Origin of the sequence: Actinomyces dentalis DSM 19115 (assembly GCF_000429225.1) — a bacterium.
Taxonomy (GTDB): Bacteria; Actinomycetota; Actinomycetes; order Actinomycetales; family Actinomycetaceae; genus Actinomyces; species Actinomyces dentalis.
Window position 1 is genome coordinate 38,364 of the sequence record NZ_AUBL01000029.1, and the last position, 17,771, is coordinate 56,134.

Below are 17,771 nucleotides of genomic sequence, written 5' to 3' on the forward strand. Positions count from 1 at the left end.
CAGACGTTCTCGCGGGTTAAGTGACGTGCTCGCGGAATATCGTGCGGGGCCCGCCGGTCCCGCGCCACGCCGGCTCGCGGCGGGTGTCACGGGGACGACCCGAGGTTCCGACACGCGCTTTCCGTGCTCGTTGTCCGCAGCGGAGGTCGCGGGGACGGTCCTGATGCGTCTTCGGAGGAGATTTGGCGCCCTGGGAGGATCGTTCGCGCCGGCACGTCGGGTGCGTTCGGCGACTTCCGCGTGATTCCGCGGTTCTTGTGAGTCCGATGCCGGGTGCGGGGCGGAACGATCCTCCCAGGGCGCCATTTTGCGCTTCAGACCCCGCTTCCGGGAGGGGAATCCGTGTCCGGTGAGGCGCGTGTGGCCCATGGGGGCGGGTCGGGCTCCGCGGTGATGCAGGCCCGGAGCGCACGTGTCCGCCGGGGGCCGGCTTGGGCGGGTCGGGACCCGCGGGTGACCGACTTCGGCCCCGGGCGCCGCCCGGCAGGTCGGGTGGGTCGGGGTTCGCGACCGCCCGGCGTCCGGGCCGGTGGGCCCGAACGGCGGCTGACGCGCCGGCACGACGGCCGAGCCGGCCCCGCCGCCCCCACCGGAGCCGTTTCACCCGATCTCGGCGAAGGCGGCCAGAATCTCGTCGGGCAGTCCCGCCGCCCGCAACCCGCCCAGCAGCGCCCCGCCGGTGGCCCCGGAGGCGATCACCCCCCACGCCCGGTCCTTGGCGCTGTAGGCGATCTGCGCCGCCTCGAGGATGGGCAGAGCCTCCTCCTTCAACGACGGCGGCCGCGTGCGCACCCCGGTGAGCACCAGCTCGACGCCGTCGGCCGGTCGGACGGCGCCCAGGGCGATGTCGACGCCGGGGCCCAGCGCGAAGCCGTCGGCCGCGCGCGCCGTCACCACCGGCTCCCGCCCACCGGCCCCGCTGCCGATCCCGACCCGGTCGGCCCGCAGCGACGCGTCGTCCACGCACAGCAGGTGGACGGTGATCTCCCTTTCGGCGGGGACGACGCCGTCGGGCCCGGTCTGCTCAATGGTCAGGCGGGCCGTGCCCCCGGCTCGGCCCCCGGCCCCGTCGCAGGCCCCGCCCGCCTCGTCCCAGGCGAGGGCGAAGCGGGTGCGCACGATGGCGTCCTCGCCCGGGTCGGGCGAGCCGTCGTCCTCCTCCAGGACGAACTCGCCGTCGGCCCCCGGCACGACGATGACGGACAGGCGGCGCGGATTGTCCCCGGCCGCCTCGCCCAGGTCCTCAGCGCCGACGACGACGGCGCCCGCGCGCGCCAGGACCGGCAGGCGGTCCAGCGGGCGCGAGAGGGTCAGGTCGCGCCCGGCGGCGTCGGGGCACTCGTAGCGACGGCCGGTGACGACGTCGAACCAGGTGCCCCGGGGCAGCCACGCGTCCTCGCGCGCCAGGGTGCTGACCGGGTCCGCGGGGTGGACGACGGGGACGATCACGAGGTCGCCGAAGAGGAACTGGGTGCGGTGGGCGTAGGCGCCCATCTGCGTGGGGAAGTCGTGGTAGAGCGGTCGGACGGGGCCGACGCCCTCGGTGCGGGCCCGGCGCGCCCACGTGTACAGGTAGGGCACGAGCCGGTGGCGCAGCCGCAGGTGGGCGTTCATGGTGGCCCGGGCGTCGCGGGAGAAGCGCCACGGCTCCTTGGAGTTGAACACCGAGTCCGTCGAGTGGAGCCGGTTGATGGGGGAGAAGCAGCCCAGCTGGACCCAGCGGGCCGCCATCTCGTCGTCGCAACGGCCGAACATGTGCCCGCCGATGTCGTTGGACCACCAGTAGTAGCCGATATTGGCGGCGGTGGCGGTGAATTCGGGCTGGAAGCGCAGGGAGTCCCAGGTGATCACCGTGTCCCCGGAGAAGCCGATGGGCGTGCGGTGACTGGAGGCGTCGGCGAAGCGGGAGAAGGTGATGGGCCGACGGCGGTAGCGCTCGACCCGGCCGTCGGCCCCGGTGCGGGTGCGCTCGCGCCCGGAGTCGAGGTAGTGGACGTGGTTGAGCATCCACAGCGGGTCCAGCCCCGGGATGTCGGTGACGCCGCCCTGCTGCCAGTCCAGCCACCAGAAGTCCACGCCCTGCTCCTCCAGGGGGTGGTGGGCGTGGTCGAGGTAGGCGGCGGTGAAGTCCTTGTCCCCGATGTTGAAGGGGATCTCGTCGCCGGAGGCGGGGTCCAGGCCGAGCCGGCGCATCATGGGCTCGTAGGCGGCCTCGTGGCGGCGGATGCCCGCGGCGGGGTGCAGGTTGAGGGCGACCTGCAGGCCGCGGGAGTGCAGGGCGGCCAGGAAGCGCTCCGGATCGGGGAACAGGTCGGTGTTCCAGGTGTAGCCGGTCCAGCCGTTGCCGATCGCCGGGTCGATGTCCACCAGGTGCCAGTCCATGTCGATCACGGCCACGGAGAAGGGCAGCTCCTCGGCCGCGAACCGGTCTATGAGAGCCAGGTAGGAGGTCTGGGAGTACTTGTGGAAGCGGCTCCACCAGTTGCCCAGCAGCGCGCGCGGGATGAGGGGCGTGGGGCCGGTCAGGGCGAAGAAGTCGCGCAGCGCCCCCCGGTAGTCCTGGCCGTACCCGAACAGGTACAGGTCCTCGTCCGGCGTGCGCCCGTCCACGGGGTCGGCGCCGGGGCGCGGGCGGACCCATTCGTCGCGCTGGAGCAGGAGCGAGGCGGAGTCGTCGACGACGGCGATGCCGTGGGTGGCGAGCAGGCCGGGGTCCAGGCGGGCCCGCCCGTCGACCTCGTCCAGGGTGCGGCGGGTGCCGCCGAGGTTGGTGGGGTAGGTCTCCTCGGGGTCCCAGGTATCGCCGTGGCGCCAGGCGCCGCCGTGGGGGCTGATGACGGCGGTGCGCAGGCTCACGGTCAGGCCCGAGCGGGAGAAGCCCCGGGAGGGCTGGTAGGTCAGGTGGAGGTGGGCGGTGAGGATCTCGACCCGGTCCTCCCCGCGGCGCACCTCGAAGTCGGGCGCCGGGCCCAGGTCGCGCGAGACCACCAGCTGGGTGGCGGCGTCGACGAAGTCGCCGGTGCGCGAGTGCTCCATGCGGATGAGCCGGTCGGTCAGGACGGTGAAGCGGGCTCCGTCCGCCGTGACGACGGCGTCGGGGCGGGCCGGGGCGGGGCGGAGCCCGGCGGGGGCGGGGGACAGCGGTGAGGTCATGGATCAGCCCTTGACTGCGGCGGCGGCGGCGCCTGCGATGAAGCGCTTCTGGAAGATGAGGTAGACGACGAGGACCGGGATGACGGAGATCGTCGTGGCGGCGAAAAGACCACCGTAGTCGGTTCCGTAGCGGCCGTTGAAGGTGGTCAGACCCACGGCCAGGACCTGCTTGTCCTCGCTGTCCATCATGAGGTAGGGCCACAGGTAGTCCTCCCAGGACCACAGGAACTGGAAGATGGCCAGGGCCGAGATGGGGTTGCGGCTCATGGGCAGCACGATGCGGTGGAAGATGTAGATCTCGCCGGCGCCGTCGATGCGGGCCGCCTCGAGGATGGCGTCGGGGATGTCGCTCATCGACTGGCGGAACATGAAGATGCCGAACCCGGACAGGGCGGCCGGCAGGATCAGCGCGATGTAGTGGTCGCGCAGCCCCCAGGACGCGAACATGCTGTAGCGCGGGATGATGGTCACGGCCCAGGGGATCATCATGGTGCCCAGGATGAAGCCGAAGACGGCGTTGCGCCCCCGGAAGCGGTACTTGGCCAGGACGTAGCCGCACAGGCAGCTGGTGTAGATGGTCACCGCGGTGATGACCAGGGCGACCCCGAGGCTGTTGAGGAAGAAGCGGAGGAAGTCGAACTTGTCCTGCAATCCGGTGAAGTTCTCCAGGGTCCACTCCTGCGGGAGGAGGGACTGGCGGAGGCTGACGATCTCCCGGTTGGGCTTGAAGGCCGAGAAGAGCATCCACACGAAGGGGAACACCGTGGTGATCCCCAGCACCGCCAGGACGCCCTCCAGGACGATGGTCTGAATGCGCCGGCTCATCGTGCACCCCCGCTGCGGCGGTAGGACACGGAGAAGGACAGCGCGGTGAGGGCCGCGGTGATGACCAGGAGCACGAAGGCGATCGCCGAGGCGTAGCCGAAGTCGTACTTCTGGAAGGCCTCGTCGAAGATGATGTAGGAGATGAGGTAGGTGGACTTGCCGGGCCCGCCCTCGGTCATGATGAGGATCTGGACGTAGGCCTGCACGTAGCTGATGAGGGAGGTGATGACGACGAAGACCGTCATGGGCCGCAGCAGCGGGTTGATGACGTAGCGGAACCTCTGCCACGCCGACGCCCCGTCCACGCTCGCCGCCTCCAGGGCGTCCTCGGGCAGGGAGTGCAGGGCCGACAGGAAGAGGATGACGGCGTAGCCGAAGTCCTTCCAGACGGTCATGGCCATGACGGCGGGCAGGGCCCAGCGGGAGTTGTGCAGCCAGTTGAGGTCGATCCCCAGGAGGCTGTGGAAGACGCCGATCTGCGGGTTGTACATGAGCTTCCACACGTAGGCGATGGCCACCATGGGGGTGACGGTCGGCATGTAGAAGACGGCGCGGAAGAAGGTCTTGTGCCGCGTGACCCGGGACCAGATCGCGTAGGCCAGCGCCAGGCCGAGGACGACCCGCAGCGCGATGACGACGACCGAGAAGTAGGCCGTGTTGGTCAGGGACGTCCAGAACGTCGGGTCCGCCGCGAGGTCGGAGTAGTTCTCCAGGCCGACCCACCGGTAGGTGCCGTTGAGGGGGTTCCACTGGTGGAAGGAGCCCAGGAGGGCCTGGACGATCGGGTAGACGAGCAGGACGGCGTTGAAGATGACGATCAGCGCCACGACGCCGTTGCGCAGCGATCGCTCGCCGGCGTACGCGCGCCTGCGGCCGGCGGCGGGGGCTCCGCCCGCGGCGGGGGTCCTGGGTCTGGTGGCGGGGTCTCCGCCCCCGGTGGGGATGGTGGTGGTGCTCATGATCGGGGCGGTGGGCGGTCGGGGCCGCCCACCGCCGGACTCCTGTTCTACTCGGCTGCTTCTGCTCGGCTCGGCCGCTCTACTTGGCCTCGTCGGCGTGGGCGTAGTCGCCCTCCACCGACACGAAGGAGGTCTTGGCCAGGTCGGCGTCGATCGCGGACTGCGCCGCGGAGAGCGCCGCGGGCGCCGCGGCGCCGTTGTACAGGACGTCGGCGACGGCGGTCTTCGCGTTGTCCTCCACGGTGGCGGGCATGGGGCCCGGCCAGATGTAGCGGTCGATCGAGCCCAGCGCCTTCATGACGGGGTGGGCGGCGATCTCGTCGTTGTCCGCCAGGGAGGCCGACGCGGGGAACAGGCTGTAGCGCAGGCACAGGTTCTTGAGCAGCTCGTCGCTGGTGAGGAAGAACTTCAGGAAGTCCTGGGCGGCCTCCTGGGCTCCGGCCGGGGCGTTCTTGTTGATGCCCGGGGTGGACTCGCCGTTGCAGCGGTCGTAGGCGTAGGGCGCGGCGCCCGCGGCGCCGACCGGCGTCTGGAAGGTGCCGAAGTCGATGGAGGGGTACTTGTCCTTCAGGGTGCCGTAGTAGTGGCCCCAGTTGTAGGTCATGGCGGACAGCCCCTGGCCGAAGGCCTCGTCGGAGTCGCTGCCGAAGTCGGGCGAGCCGACCTTGTCGACGCCGTACAGGTCGGTGAGGAAGGCGAGGTCGGCCTTGACGACGTCGGTGTCGAGCTGGACCTTCTTGCCCTCCTTGTCGAACAGGTTGGCGCCCGACTGGTAGTGCTTGCCGAGCAGGAGGACGTAGGCGGAGGTGTTGAAGTTGAAGCCGGCCTGGCTCAGCGAGCCGCCCTCGTTGATGGTCAGCTTCTTGGCCACCGCGCGGAACTCCTCCCAGGTCTTGGGGATGTCCGCCTCCGTCAGCCCCGCGGCGGACCACATGGCCTTGTTGTAGTAGATGAGCCCCGTCATGAGGCCGTAGTCCAGGTAGTACACCCGGCCGTCGATGACGTGCCCGTTCACGCCGACGAAGTCCGTGCGGGCCGCATCCAGGTCGATGTCGTAGGCGGCGCAGTACGGCAGGATGTTCTCGTGGTGGGAGTTGTGGATGTTGAAGATCGCGGGGCCCTTGTCCCCCTGGAGGGCGAGGGGCAGCTTGGTCCAGTAGTCGTCCCAGGGCTGGTTGACGATCTTGATCTCGACGTTGGGGTGGATCTTCCGGTAGGCGTCGGCGAAGGCGGTGAACTGCTCCTCGCCGTCCCACAGCCACCACTCCAGGGTGATGGGCTCGCCGTTGTTGACCAGGGTGTTGGGGTCGTAGGTCAGGGTGGTCCCCTGGACGGGCAGGCCCTTGTCCGCCGTCGTGTCCTTGGTGGGGCCGCCCGAGCCGCCCGAGCAGGAGGCGAGCGGGATCAGGGCGGCGAGGGAGGCGGCGCCGAGGAGGAACGAGCGGCGGGAGGGGTGCGGGGCGGGTGCCATGGGGACTCCTGTGTCTGAGGCGGAGGTGCCGGTCCAGCACAAGGTGTTGCGCTAAACCTAGTTTAACGGTACACCTCTGTCTGTAAGATGGTCAACACCGCAGCCGGACCCGGGAGGAACGACATGGCCACGCTTCGGGACGTCGCCCGGCTCGCCGGGGTCAGCGCCATGACCGTGTCCAACGTCATCAACGGGAGGGAGGGCAGGGTCTCCGCGGCGACCGTCGAGAAGGTGCGGGCCGCCGTCGAGGAGATCGGCTACGTCCCCAACGCCTCGGCCCGCTCCCTGGCGTCCTGCTCCTCGCGGATCATCGCCCTGGTCTACGGCGCCGTCCCGGGCCGCGCGGCCCTGGACTCGCCCTACGAGTCGCTCTTCGTGGGCGCCTGCGAGGAGCGGGCCCGCGGCGCCGGCTTCGCGCTCATGCTGTGCGGCGCCACGCGGGTGGCGGAGACGGTCTCCCAGCTGCGCTCCTGGAACGTGTCCGGGGCGGTCGTCATGGCGACCACCGCCATGGCCCCCCGCGACTTCGCGCGCCGCGTCGCCGCGCCGTCGGTGTTCGTCGACGCGTACGAGGACCTGGGCGAGGTCTCCCACGTCAATATCGACGACGTCGGCGGCGCGCGGATCGCCGGCGAGAAGCTGGCCGCGGCCGGGCATCGGAACATCGCCTTCGCCGGCCCCTCCACCGCCAGGCCGGGAGTGGTGCGCGCCAGGCTCGACGGCCTCAGGCGGGGGCTCGCCGAGCACGGCGCGACCCTCGAGCGGCGCAACGTCTTCCTCGCGGAGGTCGACTTCGGGCAGGGGCAGGCCCTCGCCCACCGCCTGGCGGAGGGGCGCAGGGAGATCACGGCCGTCTTCGCCTCCGGCGACATCCTGGCGCTGGGGATCGTCGCCGGGCTGAGGCAGTGCGGCCTCGACGTCCCCGGGGACGTGTCCGTCGTCGGCTTCGACGGCCTGGAGATGTCCGCGTTCGCCGTCCCGCGGCTGACGACCGTGCGCCAGTCGGTGAGGGACAAGGCCACGACGGCCGTGGACTACCTCGTCGGGGCCATTGCGGCGGACGAGCTGGCCCCCCGCGGGACGATCCTGCCCGTGACCTGGATCCCCGGCGAGACCCTCGGGGCCCCGCCCGCCCCCGCGACGACCCGTGAAGGAGCAGCGCCATGACCGCACCCGACCCGCTCCACGTGCCCGAGGGCAGGGGCCACCCCTACGACCACGGCGACGAGGAGCGCGTCCCCCTGCTGCCGATCGCGGGGGAGCCCGTCAGGCTCGGGATCGTCCCGGGGCGCCCGCCGGCCGGGGCCGTCGTCGAGATCGAGACGCGCGCCGGCGCGCGCGAGCGCCTCGCCCTGGCGCCCTCCGACGCCGCGGGGCCGGTCATCGGGGCAGAGGGGCACCTCGCCTCCGCGCAGGCGGCCGCCGTCGGCCCGACCGGCTGGACGGCGACGATCCCCCGGGCGCCCGAGGGGCCGTGGCGCTACCGCTTCCTCGTCACCGATCCCTCCGGGCGGGAGTCGCGCACCGACTGGTTCCCGGTGGAGTCGGCGCGGTGGACGCCCGGCCCCGCCCGGGGGGAGGCGGGGCGGCTGCGGTGCCGCCGGGCGCTCGGGGACTCGATCGCCTGGCTGACCTCGTCGGCCGGCACCCACGGCGTGCGCTTCGCCATGCGGCTGGAGCGCGGCGAGCACGTCGTCGGGCTCGGGGAGCGCTACGACGCGATCGACCAGCGCGGGCACGACGTCGACCTGCGCGTCTTCGAGCAGTACAAGGGGCAGTGGCGCACGCCCTTCACCTACTTCCCCGTGCCCTTCGCCCACGTCGTCGGCGCGGCGGGATGGGGGTTCCACGTGGCCGCCGCGGGCCGCACCCGCCTGGCCATCGCCTCCGACGACCCCGACGCGCTCATCGTCGAGATCGACCTGGGGCGGGCCGAGCCGTGCCCCGAGGTGGAGGCGCCCGTGTGGGACGGCTCCCCCCAGGAGGTCCTGGCGGCCTACACGGCGCGCACGGGGCGCGGCGAGGAGCTGCCCGAGTGGGTCTTCGGGCTGTGGGCCTCCGGCAACGAGTGGAACACCCGCGACAGGGTCATGGAGCAGGTCGAGCGCCACGAGCGGGAGGGGATCCCCGTGTCGGTGGTGGTCATCGAGGCGTGGAGCGACGAGGAGGGGTTCTGCATCTTCCGCGACTCGCGCTACCGCGGGGACCCCTCCCGGCCCTACTCCTACGAGCACTTCGAGTTCCCGGCCGACGGCGCCTGGCCCGACCCCGCTGGAATGGTCGCCGAACTCCACGACCGGGGCGTGCGCGTCATCCTGTGGCAGGTCCCCCTGCAGAAGGACGAGCCGGGCCTGGGCGCGCCGGCCGCCGCCCAGCGCGACGCCCTGCTGGAGTCCGGGCACGTCGTCCGCCGGGCGGACGGGCGCCCCTACGCCAACCGCGGCTGGTGGTTCCCCGGCGCGCTCATGCCGGACCTGACCACCGCGCAGGGGGCGCGGTGGTGGACGAGCTGGCGGCGCTACCTCGTCGCGGACGTGGGCGTCGACGGGTTCAAGACCGACGGCGGCGAGCACGCCTGGGGGCGGGACCTGCGCTTCGGCGACGGCAGCGCCGGGGAGGCGGGGGCCAACCTCTACCCGGTGGCCTACGCGCGCGCCTACGGGGACCTCCTGCGCCGCGAGGGCCGGGCCCCCGTCACCTTCTCCCGCTCCGGATTCACCGGCTCCCAGGCCCACGGCGCCTTCTGGGCGGGCGACGAGGACTCGACCTGGGAGGCCTTCCGGGCCGCGATCCGGGCAGGGCTGACGGCCTCGGCCTGCGGCGTCGTCTACTGGGGGTGGGACATCGCCGGGTTCTCCGGCGACGTGCCCGAGGCCGAGCTCTACCTGCGGGCCTGGGGCGCGTCCGTCTTCATGCCCCTGATGCAGTACCACTCGGAGTTCAACGGGCACCGCGCCCCGTGCCGCGACAGGACGCCCTGGAACGTCGCCGAGCGCCGGTCCTGCCCGCGGCTCGTGGATCTCGCGCGAGAGCTCGTCGCGGTGCGCCAGGGCCTGCGCCCCTACCTGGTGGAGCAGGCCGCGCGGGCCCTGCGCGGCGGCAAGCCGCTCATGCGGGCCCTGTTCTTCGAGACCTCCGACCCGGCGATCTGGGACTACGAGACCGAGTACCTGCTGGGCGACGACATCGTGGTCAACCCCGTGACCGAGCCGGGGCGCGGCCCCTGGAGGACCTACGCGCCCGCCGGGAGCTGGATCGATCCGTGGACCGGAGAGCGGGTGGACGGGGGCGCCGTCCACGAGCGGGACTACCCCCTCGGCGAGGTGCCGGTGCTGGTCAGGGCGGAGCGGTGGGGGGCTCTGGGGCCCGTCTTCGCCGGCGGGCGGCGGGGCGGCGCGCCCGTCACAGCTCGCCCATGACCCGGGACCTCAGGGCCAGGCAGGCCGCGCCCCGCGCCCAGTCGACCCGCTCGTGCTCGCGCACCGCGATCGTCGGGCTCTGCGCGCTCGCGCGCCGCACCGCCGCGATGCCCACCATCACCTGCTCCTCGAACAGCGAGGCGATCGTCGCGCGCTCACCGGCCACGACGACGACCTCCGGCAGGGTGAAGGCGGCGAGCATTCCGATCAGGCGCCCCAGGCGCCGGGCGAAGGAGGCGCACACGGCCACGGCCGCCCGGTCGCCGTCGGCCGCGCGCCGCACGATCGCCCCGGCCCGCGCCCGTCCGCCGCCCGCCGCCGTCCAGGCCCGCTCCAGGGCGGTGTCCGTCAGACAGTCCATGGCCGGGGAGGCGACCGGCGGGCGGGCGCCGTCGGGAACCGGGATGGTGCCCAGGAGGCCGAGCTCGGCGTCGGGCGAGGTGATCACCCCGCCGTCGACGACCAGCCCGTAGCCCACGCCCACTCCCACCGTGACCAGTGCGAAGCGCCCATGGTCCCGGCCCGCCCCGAACCACGCCTCGTGCTGGGTCAGGGCGGTCAGGTCGTTGCCGACCCTGGTCGGCAGGCCGGTGCGCGCCTCGATCGCCGCGGCCAGCGGCACGCCGCGCCATCCGAGGAAGACCGCCTCGTCGACGGTGCGTCCGTCGCGGCTCGTGCCCCCCAGACTGAGGCCCAGGCAGCTGGGCGCGGGCGCCGCCGGGCGGCGGGCGAGCAGCTCGCCGACGACGTCGGCCAGCAAGTCCGTCACCCGCCGCGGGTCGTGGCCCGGCAGCGGGCGGCGAGCCGTCTCCAGCACGTTCAGGCGCAGGTCGGTCAGCACGGCCGTGAGGGTGCGCGCCGACACGGAGACACCCACGAGGCTTTCGGCGTCGGCCCGCACCTCCAGGGGGGAGGGGGGCCGGCCCGCGCCCGAGGCCCGCTCGGGGCGGGTGACCAGCAGACCCCGCTCGACGAGGGGGGCGGTCAGCCGCGTGACCGACCCCGGCGAGATGCCGACCAGGCTCATGATCTGCGGGCGCGACAGGCGCCCGTGGCGCAGGAGGGCGAGGACGATCGCCCGCTGGGTCCCGCTCAGCTCCGCCCACGGGGAGGCGGGGGCCGTCGGGCCCCCGCCCGCGGGCGGCGCGTTCTGAGCGGGCATGGGGCCATCATGCCCGACGGCGGGGGCTTGTCACGTCGTTTATTTTGTAGCAAAATAATCTCGGGTCGCGGCCCCGGCCCCCGGAACCGCGACCAGACCCCACTCACCCACCTCAAGCAAGGATGCACGGAGGTCCCTCCATGACAGCACTGAGCAGGCGCTCCTTCCTCGCCGCCGCGGCGGGGACGGCGGCGCTCGCGGCCGCCGGCGGACTCGCCGGATGCTCGTCCGGCGACGGCAAGGTCCATCTCGAGCTCTTCCAGTTCAAGAGCGAGGCCATCAACCTCTTCGACCGGATCTGCACCGACTTCAACGAGGCCAACCCCGACATCGTCGTCACCCAGAACTTCCAGGCCAACAACATCACCTCCCTGCGGGCCCGCCTGGTCAAGGGCGACATGCCGGACCTCATCACCATCAACGGCGACTACAACTACGGGGCGCTGACCAGGACCAGCATCTTCTACGACTTCGGCCGGACCGCCCTGCTCGACGGCGTCAACCCCGCCTTCGCCTCCATCCTCAACACCCTCGGCCAGGGCGGGGAGGGGCAGACCAACGGCCTCGCCTTCGCCGACAACGGCTCGGGCATCATCTACAACAAGGACATCTTCGCCGAGGCGGGCCTGGAGCCGCCCACCACCTGGAACGAGCTCATCGGCATCTGCGACGAGCTCACCGGGCGGGGCATCAACCCCTTCTACTGGGCGACCAAGGACAACTGGACCGGCGCGCCGGCCTTCTCCTCCCTGTCCGGCTCCTTCCTCACCGACGGCGTCGCCGCCTGGTACGCCAAGCGCGCCGACCTGTCCTCGGGGACCTCCTTCGCCGAGCTCACCCCCGTGTTCGAGAAGATGCTCCAGGCCTACGGCTACGGCAACCCCGACAAGGCGGGCCTGGGCTACAACGACGGCAACCAGGGCTTCGCCCAGGGCAAGGGGGCCATGTACTGGCACGGCACCTACGCCATCCCCGCCATCCGCTCCTACAACTCCGACATCAACCTGGGCACCTTCGCCACCCCGGCCGACACCGCCGCCGACACCAGGGTCGTCTCCGGCGTCGACGTCGCCCTGACCATGGGCAAGGACCCGGCGCACCCCGAGGAGAGCCTGCGCTTCTTCGAGTACCTCATGAGCGAGGCCAATATGAAGTCCTACTGCGACGAGCAGGTCGCCTACCCGACCCTGACGGCGCTGTCCACCACCGACCCCGCGCTGGAGGGCCTCCAGCCCTACTTCGACTCCGGGCGCGTGGCGACCTACTCGGACCACAACTTCCCGCCGGCCATCACGCTCAACTCCTACCTCCAGCAGTACTTCTTCAGCGGCGACCTCGACCAGCTCATCACCACCCTGGACAGCCGGTGGGACAAGGTCATCCGCCGCATCAACGAGACGGCGTGAGAAAGGCGAACGCATGATGACCACCACGACCACCGACTCCGGGGCCAGGGCCGCGACGCCGTCGGACCGCCGGAAGGACCGGGGCGGCCGGGGCAGGAGGATCGACCCGGCCTTCATCTGGATGACCGTGCCCGCGGCCGCCGTCTTCACCGTGCTGCTGACGATCCCGCTGCTGACCGGGTTCTTCTACACCTTCACCAACTCCAAGGGCTACGGCGACTGGCACTTCGTCGGGCTGACCAACTACAAGAACCTCTTCACCGACGACATCATCTGGGGCTCGTACCTGTTCACCTTCAAGTACGCGATCGTCGCCTCGCTCCTGACCAACCTCATCGCCCTGGGCCTGGCGCTGCTGCTCAACTCCAGGATCAAGGCGCAGAGCCTGCTGCGCGGGGTCTTCTTCGTCCCCTACGTCCTGCCGGTGCTGGTCGTCTCCTACATCTTCAGCTACCTGTTCACCAACAACCTGCCGGCGATCGGCCAGGCCCTGGGGTGGGAGTGGCTGAGCACCTCGCTGCTGGCCAACGAGGACCTGGCCTGGCTCGCCATCGTGCTCGTGGGAGTGTGGCAGGCGGTCGCCTACAACACGATCATCTACCTGGCCGGGCTGCAGACCGTGCCCGATGAGATCTACGAGGCCTCCGCGCTCGACGGCGCCGGACCCGTGCGGCGACTGTGGTCCATGACCCTGCCGCTCATCATCCCCTACATGGGCATCAACATGGTGCTGTCCTTCAAGGGCTTCCTGGGCGTGTTCGACCAGATCGTCGCCCTGACCAGCGGCGGCCCGGGCACCGCGACCCAGTCCATCTCCTACCTCATCTTCACCAACGGCTTCCAGGGCGGCGAGTACGCCTACCAGACGGCGAACGGCATCATCTACTTCCTCATCGTGGTGCTGCTGTCCTTCGCCCAGCTCCGCTTCACCCAGAGCCAGGAAAGGGTCTGATCCGCGATGACCACCACCACCGCCCCCGCGTCGCGCCTGGGCGCCGGCGCCCCCGAGGTCTACCGGGTCCGCCGTCACTCCAGGGGTACCTTCGGCCGCACCAACTGGTGGGGCACCGCCCTGGCGGTCGTCCTGAGCCTGACGATCCTGGTGCCGCTCTACTTCACCGTCGTCACCTCCTTCAAGACCACCGAGGAGCTGGCTGCCTCCGGCTGGGCGCTGCCCGAGCACTGGAGCCTGGACAACTTCCGCACCGCCTGGGAGACGACCTCCTACCCCAAGCGGCTGCTGACCACCTCGATCATCACCGTGGGGGCCACCGTCTTCACGCTGCTGACCAACTCGATGGTCGCCTACGCGCTGGGGCGCAATATGCACCGGCCCTGGTTCCGCCGCATGTACTACTACTTCGTGGCGGCCCTGTTCGTGCCCTTCCCCATCATCATGCTGCCGGTGGTCAAGGAGACCGCCCTGCTGCACCTGGACAACGAGGCGGGCCTCATCCTGCTCTACGTCGTCTACGGCCTGGCCTTCAACATCCTCATGTACACCTCCTTCATCAAGGCGATCCCCGAGGAGCTCGAGGAGGCGGCGGCGATCGACGGCGCCTCGCGCTGGCAGATCTTCTGGAGGATCATCTTCCCGCTGCTGTCGCCCATGAACGCCACGGTCGGGATCCTCACCTGCCTGTGGGCCTGGAACGACTTCCTGCTGCCGCTGGTCATCCTCACCGACCAGACCAAGGCGACGCTGCCGCTGGCCCAGTACGTCTTCCAGGGGCAGTTCAACACGAACTACCCGGTGTCCTTCGCCTCCTACCTCATGGCGATCGCCCCCATGTTCCTCGTCTACGTCTTCGCCCAGCGCTGGGTCATCTCCGGCGTCATGCGGGGGTCGCAGAAGTGAGATCCGCGGGGCGGGGCCGGCTCGGCCCCGCCCCGGTCACATCCCGCCCGCCGTCGCGCCGCACTGCGCCGCAAGGCCGAATCGAGTCCGCCGCCCGGACCGGCCGGGGCGGCCGGGGCGGGATCGGCCGGAGCCCACCACCGCCGTCGTCCACCGCAACCAGCACCGCACCGGAAGGTCCTCCCATGAGCCGCCCCGCCCTCATCACCAGCCCCCGCCACGTCGGCGACGACCCCGACTGGTGGCGCCGCGCCGTCGTCTACCAGGTCTACCCGCGCTCCTTCCAGGACACCGACGGCGACGGCGTGGGCGACATCCCCGGCATCACCGCCCGCCTCGACCACCTCGACCGGCTCGGGGTCGACGTCGTGTGGCTCAGCCCCGTCTACCGCTCCCCGCAGGACGACAACGGCTACGACATCTCCGACTACGAGGACGTCGACCCGCTCTTCGGGTCGCTCGCCGACCTCGACGAGCTCATCGCCGCACTGCACGGGCGCGGCATGCGCCTGGTCATGGACCTGGTGGTCAACCACACGAGCGACGAGCACCCCTGGTTCGCCGCCTCCCGCTCCCGCCGGGACGACCCCAAGCGCGACTGGTACATCTGGCGGCCGGCCCGCGACGTGCCCGGCCTGGAGCCCGGCAGCCCCGGCACCGAGCCCACCAACTGGGGCTCGGCCTTCTCCGGCTCCGCCTGGGCCTGGGACGAGGCCACCGGCGAGTTCTACCTCCACCTGTTCTCCCCCAAGCAGCCCGACCTCAACTGGGAGAACGACGACGTCCGCCGCGCCGTGCACGCCATGATGGGCCGCTGGCTCGACCGCGGCGTCGACGGCTTCCGCATGGACGTCATCTCCCTCATCTCCAAGACCCACCCGCTGGTCGACGGCGTCAAGCGCGACGGCGACCTGTTCGGCGACGGCTTCTCCGCCGTCGCCAACGGCCCGCGCGTCCACGAGTTCCTCCACGAGATGTGGCGGACCGTCTTCGCGCCCCGCTCCCGCCACATCCTCACGGTCGGCGAGACTGCGAACGTCACCCTCGCCCAGGCTCAGCGCTACACGAACCTCGACGCCCCCGAGCTCGACATGGTCTTCCAGTTCGAGCACACCGGCCTGGACGCCGGTCCCGGCGGCAAGTTCGACCCGCGGCCCGTGCCTTTCGTCGCCCTCAAGGAGAACCTCGCCCGCTGGCAGGAGGGCCTGGCCCCGGTCGACGGCGTCGAGCGCGGCTGGAACTCCTCCTACTGGGACAACCACGATCAGCCCCGCGCCGTCTCCCGCTTCGGCGACGACGACCCGGCCTGGCGGGTGCTCAGCGCCAAGACGCTGGCCTCGATCCTCCACCTGCACCGGGGCACGCCCTACGTCTACCAGGGCGAGGAGCTCGGCCAGACCAACACGGTCTTCCGCGGCCTGGAGGACTACCGGGACCTGGAGTCCATCAACCACTTCCACGAGCGCACCGGCGTCGGCGACGACCCCGCCCGGGTCCTGGCGGCCCTGGCCCGCGTCTCCCGGGACAACGCCCGCACCCCCGTGCAGTGGGACGCGACCGCGAACGCCGGTTTCACCACCGGCGAGCCGTGGATCCCCGTGACCCCCAACTACACCGAGATCAACGCCGCCGACCAGGTGGGCGCGCCCGGGTCCGTCTTCGAGCACTACCGCGCCCTTATTGCGCTGCGCCACGACGACGACGCCGTCGCCCTCGGCTCCTTCCGGCTCCTGGCCGCCGACGACCCGGCCGCCTGGGTGATCCTGCGCGAGAGCCTGCAGGGCGGCCGGGACGGGGGCCGGGCCGACGGCGGGCGCGGTCAGGACGGCGGGGACCGGCAGCCCGACGGCGGGCGCGAGCAGGTCCTGCTCCTGGCCTGCTGGGGGCGGGACGGGCTCGACCTCGCCCCCGGCTCGCCGCTGGCCGCGCGCCTGGCCGATGAGGGGCTGGACCTGGGGGAGTGGTCCGACGCCGAGCGCGTGCTGATGGCCTCGCTGCCCGCCGACGAGGCGGCCGGCTCCGGCACGGGCGCGCCCGAGCGGCTCGGGGGCTGGGACTCGGTCATCCTGCGCCGCACCGTGTGAGGGGCGCCGGGTGAGGCGGGGCGTCCCCACCCCCGCCCGCCCGGGCAGGGCCGCGAGACGGTGCGAGGGATCTTTCTCACCGGAACCGGAGCACGGTTCGAGCTCTCCACGCAGTAGACGCGGTTCGGGAGCCTTTCCGCTTCTCCTGCGTCCATGCCGTTTTGGTATCATGAGATTCGGAGTGCCGGGGAGGTCCTCACCATGGTCGAGAGTACCGGCGGTGATCGGTGCGAGGATGCGCGGTGCACGGTGCAGGCCGAGCGTCGGATGTTCATTCGTGATGTGAAACCCTACGAGGTTCCCGAGAGTCTGGACGATCTCAGGGGACCTTCGGGCGGCGTCGTCGAACTGCCCCATACGCTGCTGTGGGCGCCGGGAGACGGTCGCATCGATCTTGATGAGAAGGGCGGTGTCGGCCTGGTCTACCGAGCGGTGGTGGCTGAGGGCGCGGTCGCCGATCAGGCGGCCATCCTCAATCGCGATCGTCTCGTGGAGGTGTGGCCGGAACTGCTCCTGCCGCGGCGCGCCCGTGAATTGTGGGAGACCCGTTTCCCGCGTCTTCGAGACAGGGCGGGCGCATGAGTGAGAAGCGTGATGCGCAGCGTGAGGTGACCCGTATCGCCCTGTCGGGCATTGCCGGGTTCGGTTTCGCCCTGGCGGGTTCCGGCGCCATCCGTGAGCACGGTGTGATCGACCGTCCCACGGAGGACGTCGATCTGTTCACCACGACCCGGGATCCCGTGGAGTTCGTGAGAGCCATCGAACGAGTCTCGAAGGATCTAAGGGAACGCGGTTACGAGGTCGGGGAGGTCCGCCGAGCGACATGGTTCGCCAGACTGCGGGTGCGCGCCGCCGATGAGACGCGGTTGGAGGTCGATCTGGGAGTTGACTGGCGCAGAAGCGCCCCGGTGGTTCTCGGAGTTGGGCCGGTGTTGAGTGTGGAGGACGCGGTCGGCAGCAAGGTTTCCGCGCTGTATTCGCGCGGTGAGCCGCGCGATTACCTCGATGTCGACGCGATACGCAGGTGGGGGCAGTTCACTGACGAGGAGCTGGTGAACGCTGTCACCGAGCGCGACCCTGGCTTCGAGACGGGTATGTTCGCCCAGCAGCTGGAGGCCGTGCGTCGGGTGACGCCTTTGGATGTTCGCCGCTACGGCGTCGACTCGGAGCAGTTGGAAGGAATTAAAGAACGTTGCATACAATGAGCCTTTCTCACCAGGAAAGCCCCCGGACTGGCGGGGATCGGCGCGGTGGTGCGGGGGGGATTGGGCGGGGGGTGGGGGTGGTGCGCGCGGGGGCCGCCCGGGATAGTGTGTTCTGACCAATGAATCCGCTACCAGGGGGTCCCCGCGTGCTGTCCTATCCTGCCACTTTGGATGTTCCCGAGTCCATCGCCCACACCATCTGCCTGTGGTTGGCCGCCCACCGCAGGGC

At 71.2% G+C, this 17,771-nt stretch carries 13 protein-coding genes; 8 read left to right on the forward strand and 5 right to left on the reverse strand.

Annotation, left to right across the window (positions count from 1 at the left end):
• Positions 1-600: 600 nt before the first annotated feature.
• From G446_RS0107780 to G446_RS0107795, 4 genes are all read right to left on the reverse strand, one after another.
• Entirely contained in the window at positions 601-3,153 is a 2,553-nt protein-coding gene (locus G446_RS0107780; protein ID WP_026409735.1) for a glycoside hydrolase family 31 protein, read from the reverse strand.
• 3 nt (positions 3,154-3,156) lie between these two features.
• Positions 3,157-3,978 (reverse strand): carbohydrate ABC transporter permease, encoded by an 822-nt coding sequence (locus tag G446_RS0107785; protein ID WP_026409736.1) that lies wholly within the window; start codon positions 3,976-3,978, stop codon positions 3,157-3,159.
• The gene (locus tag G446_RS16685) at positions 3,975-4,937 is read right to left on the reverse strand and encodes a carbohydrate ABC transporter permease (protein WP_084779081.1); all 963 of its coding nucleotides are present in this window, start codon (positions 4,935-4,937) and stop codon (positions 3,975-3,977) included. Before G446_RS16685 ends, G446_RS0107785 begins: the two co-directional genes overlap by 4 nt.
• 79 nt (positions 4,938-5,016) lie before the next feature.
• The gene (locus G446_RS0107795; RefSeq protein WP_026409737.1) at positions 5,017-6,408 is read right to left on the reverse strand and encodes an ABC transporter substrate-binding protein; all 1,392 of its coding nucleotides are present in this window, start codon (positions 6,406-6,408) and stop codon (positions 5,017-5,019) included.
• 123 nt (positions 6,409-6,531) lie between these two features.
• On the opposite strand from G446_RS0107795, the gene G446_RS16690 reads away from it, so the two are divergent.
• Complete coding sequence (locus G446_RS16690) at positions 6,532-7,575, forward strand: LacI family DNA-binding transcriptional regulator (protein ID WP_051285765.1); 1,044 nt, start codon at positions 6,532-6,534, stop codon at positions 7,573-7,575.
• Positions 7,572-9,827: a TIM-barrel domain-containing protein gene (locus G446_RS16695; RefSeq protein WP_051285766.1), complete on the forward strand. Its 2,256-nt coding sequence runs from the start codon at positions 7,572-7,574 to the stop codon at positions 9,825-9,827. Before G446_RS16690 ends, G446_RS16695 begins: the two co-directional genes overlap by 4 nt.
• Here the strand turns inward: G446_RS16695 and G446_RS0107810 are convergent.
• Complete coding sequence (locus tag G446_RS0107810; protein ID WP_084779083.1) at positions 9,811-10,989, reverse strand: ROK family transcriptional regulator; 1,179 nt, start codon at positions 10,987-10,989, stop codon at positions 9,811-9,813. The genes G446_RS16695 and G446_RS0107810 overlap by 17 nt on opposite strands.
• A 140-nt stretch (positions 10,990-11,129) precedes the next feature.
• On the opposite strand from G446_RS0107810, the gene G446_RS0107815 reads away from it, so the two are divergent.
• From G446_RS0107815 to G446_RS0107840, 6 genes are all read left to right on the forward strand, one after another.
• Positions 11,130-12,395 (forward strand): ABC transporter substrate-binding protein, encoded by a 1,266-nt coding sequence (locus G446_RS0107815; RefSeq protein ID WP_026409739.1) that lies wholly within the window; start codon positions 11,130-11,132, stop codon positions 12,393-12,395.
• Positions 12,396-12,408: 13 nt separating this feature from the next.
• Complete coding sequence (locus G446_RS0107820; protein ID WP_026409740.1) at positions 12,409-13,347, forward strand: carbohydrate ABC transporter permease; 939 nt, start codon at positions 12,409-12,411, stop codon at positions 13,345-13,347.
• A gap of 6 nt (positions 13,348-13,353) precedes the next feature.
• On the forward strand, positions 13,354-14,253 hold the full coding sequence (locus tag G446_RS0107825) for a carbohydrate ABC transporter permease (protein WP_026409741.1): 900 nt from the start codon (positions 13,354-13,356) through the stop codon (positions 14,251-14,253).
• 185 nt (positions 14,254-14,438) lie between these two features.
• The gene (locus tag G446_RS0107830) at positions 14,439-16,337 is read left to right on the forward strand and encodes an alpha-glucosidase (RefSeq protein WP_026409742.1); all 1,899 of its coding nucleotides are present in this window, start codon (positions 14,439-14,441) and stop codon (positions 16,335-16,337) included.
• Positions 16,338-16,538: 201 nt separating this feature from the next.
• Positions 16,539-16,919, forward strand: a complete 381-nt coding sequence (locus G446_RS0107835) for a transcriptional regulator (RefSeq protein WP_211228265.1) — start codon at positions 16,539-16,541, stop codon at positions 16,917-16,919.
• A complete protein-coding gene (locus G446_RS0107840; protein WP_051285767.1) occupies positions 16,916-17,542 on the forward strand; it encodes a nucleotidyl transferase AbiEii/AbiGii toxin family protein in 627 nt (208 codons plus the stop codon). The genes G446_RS0107835 and G446_RS0107840 overlap by 4 nt, the downstream gene beginning before the upstream one ends.
• Positions 17,543-17,771 lie beyond the last annotated feature (229 nt).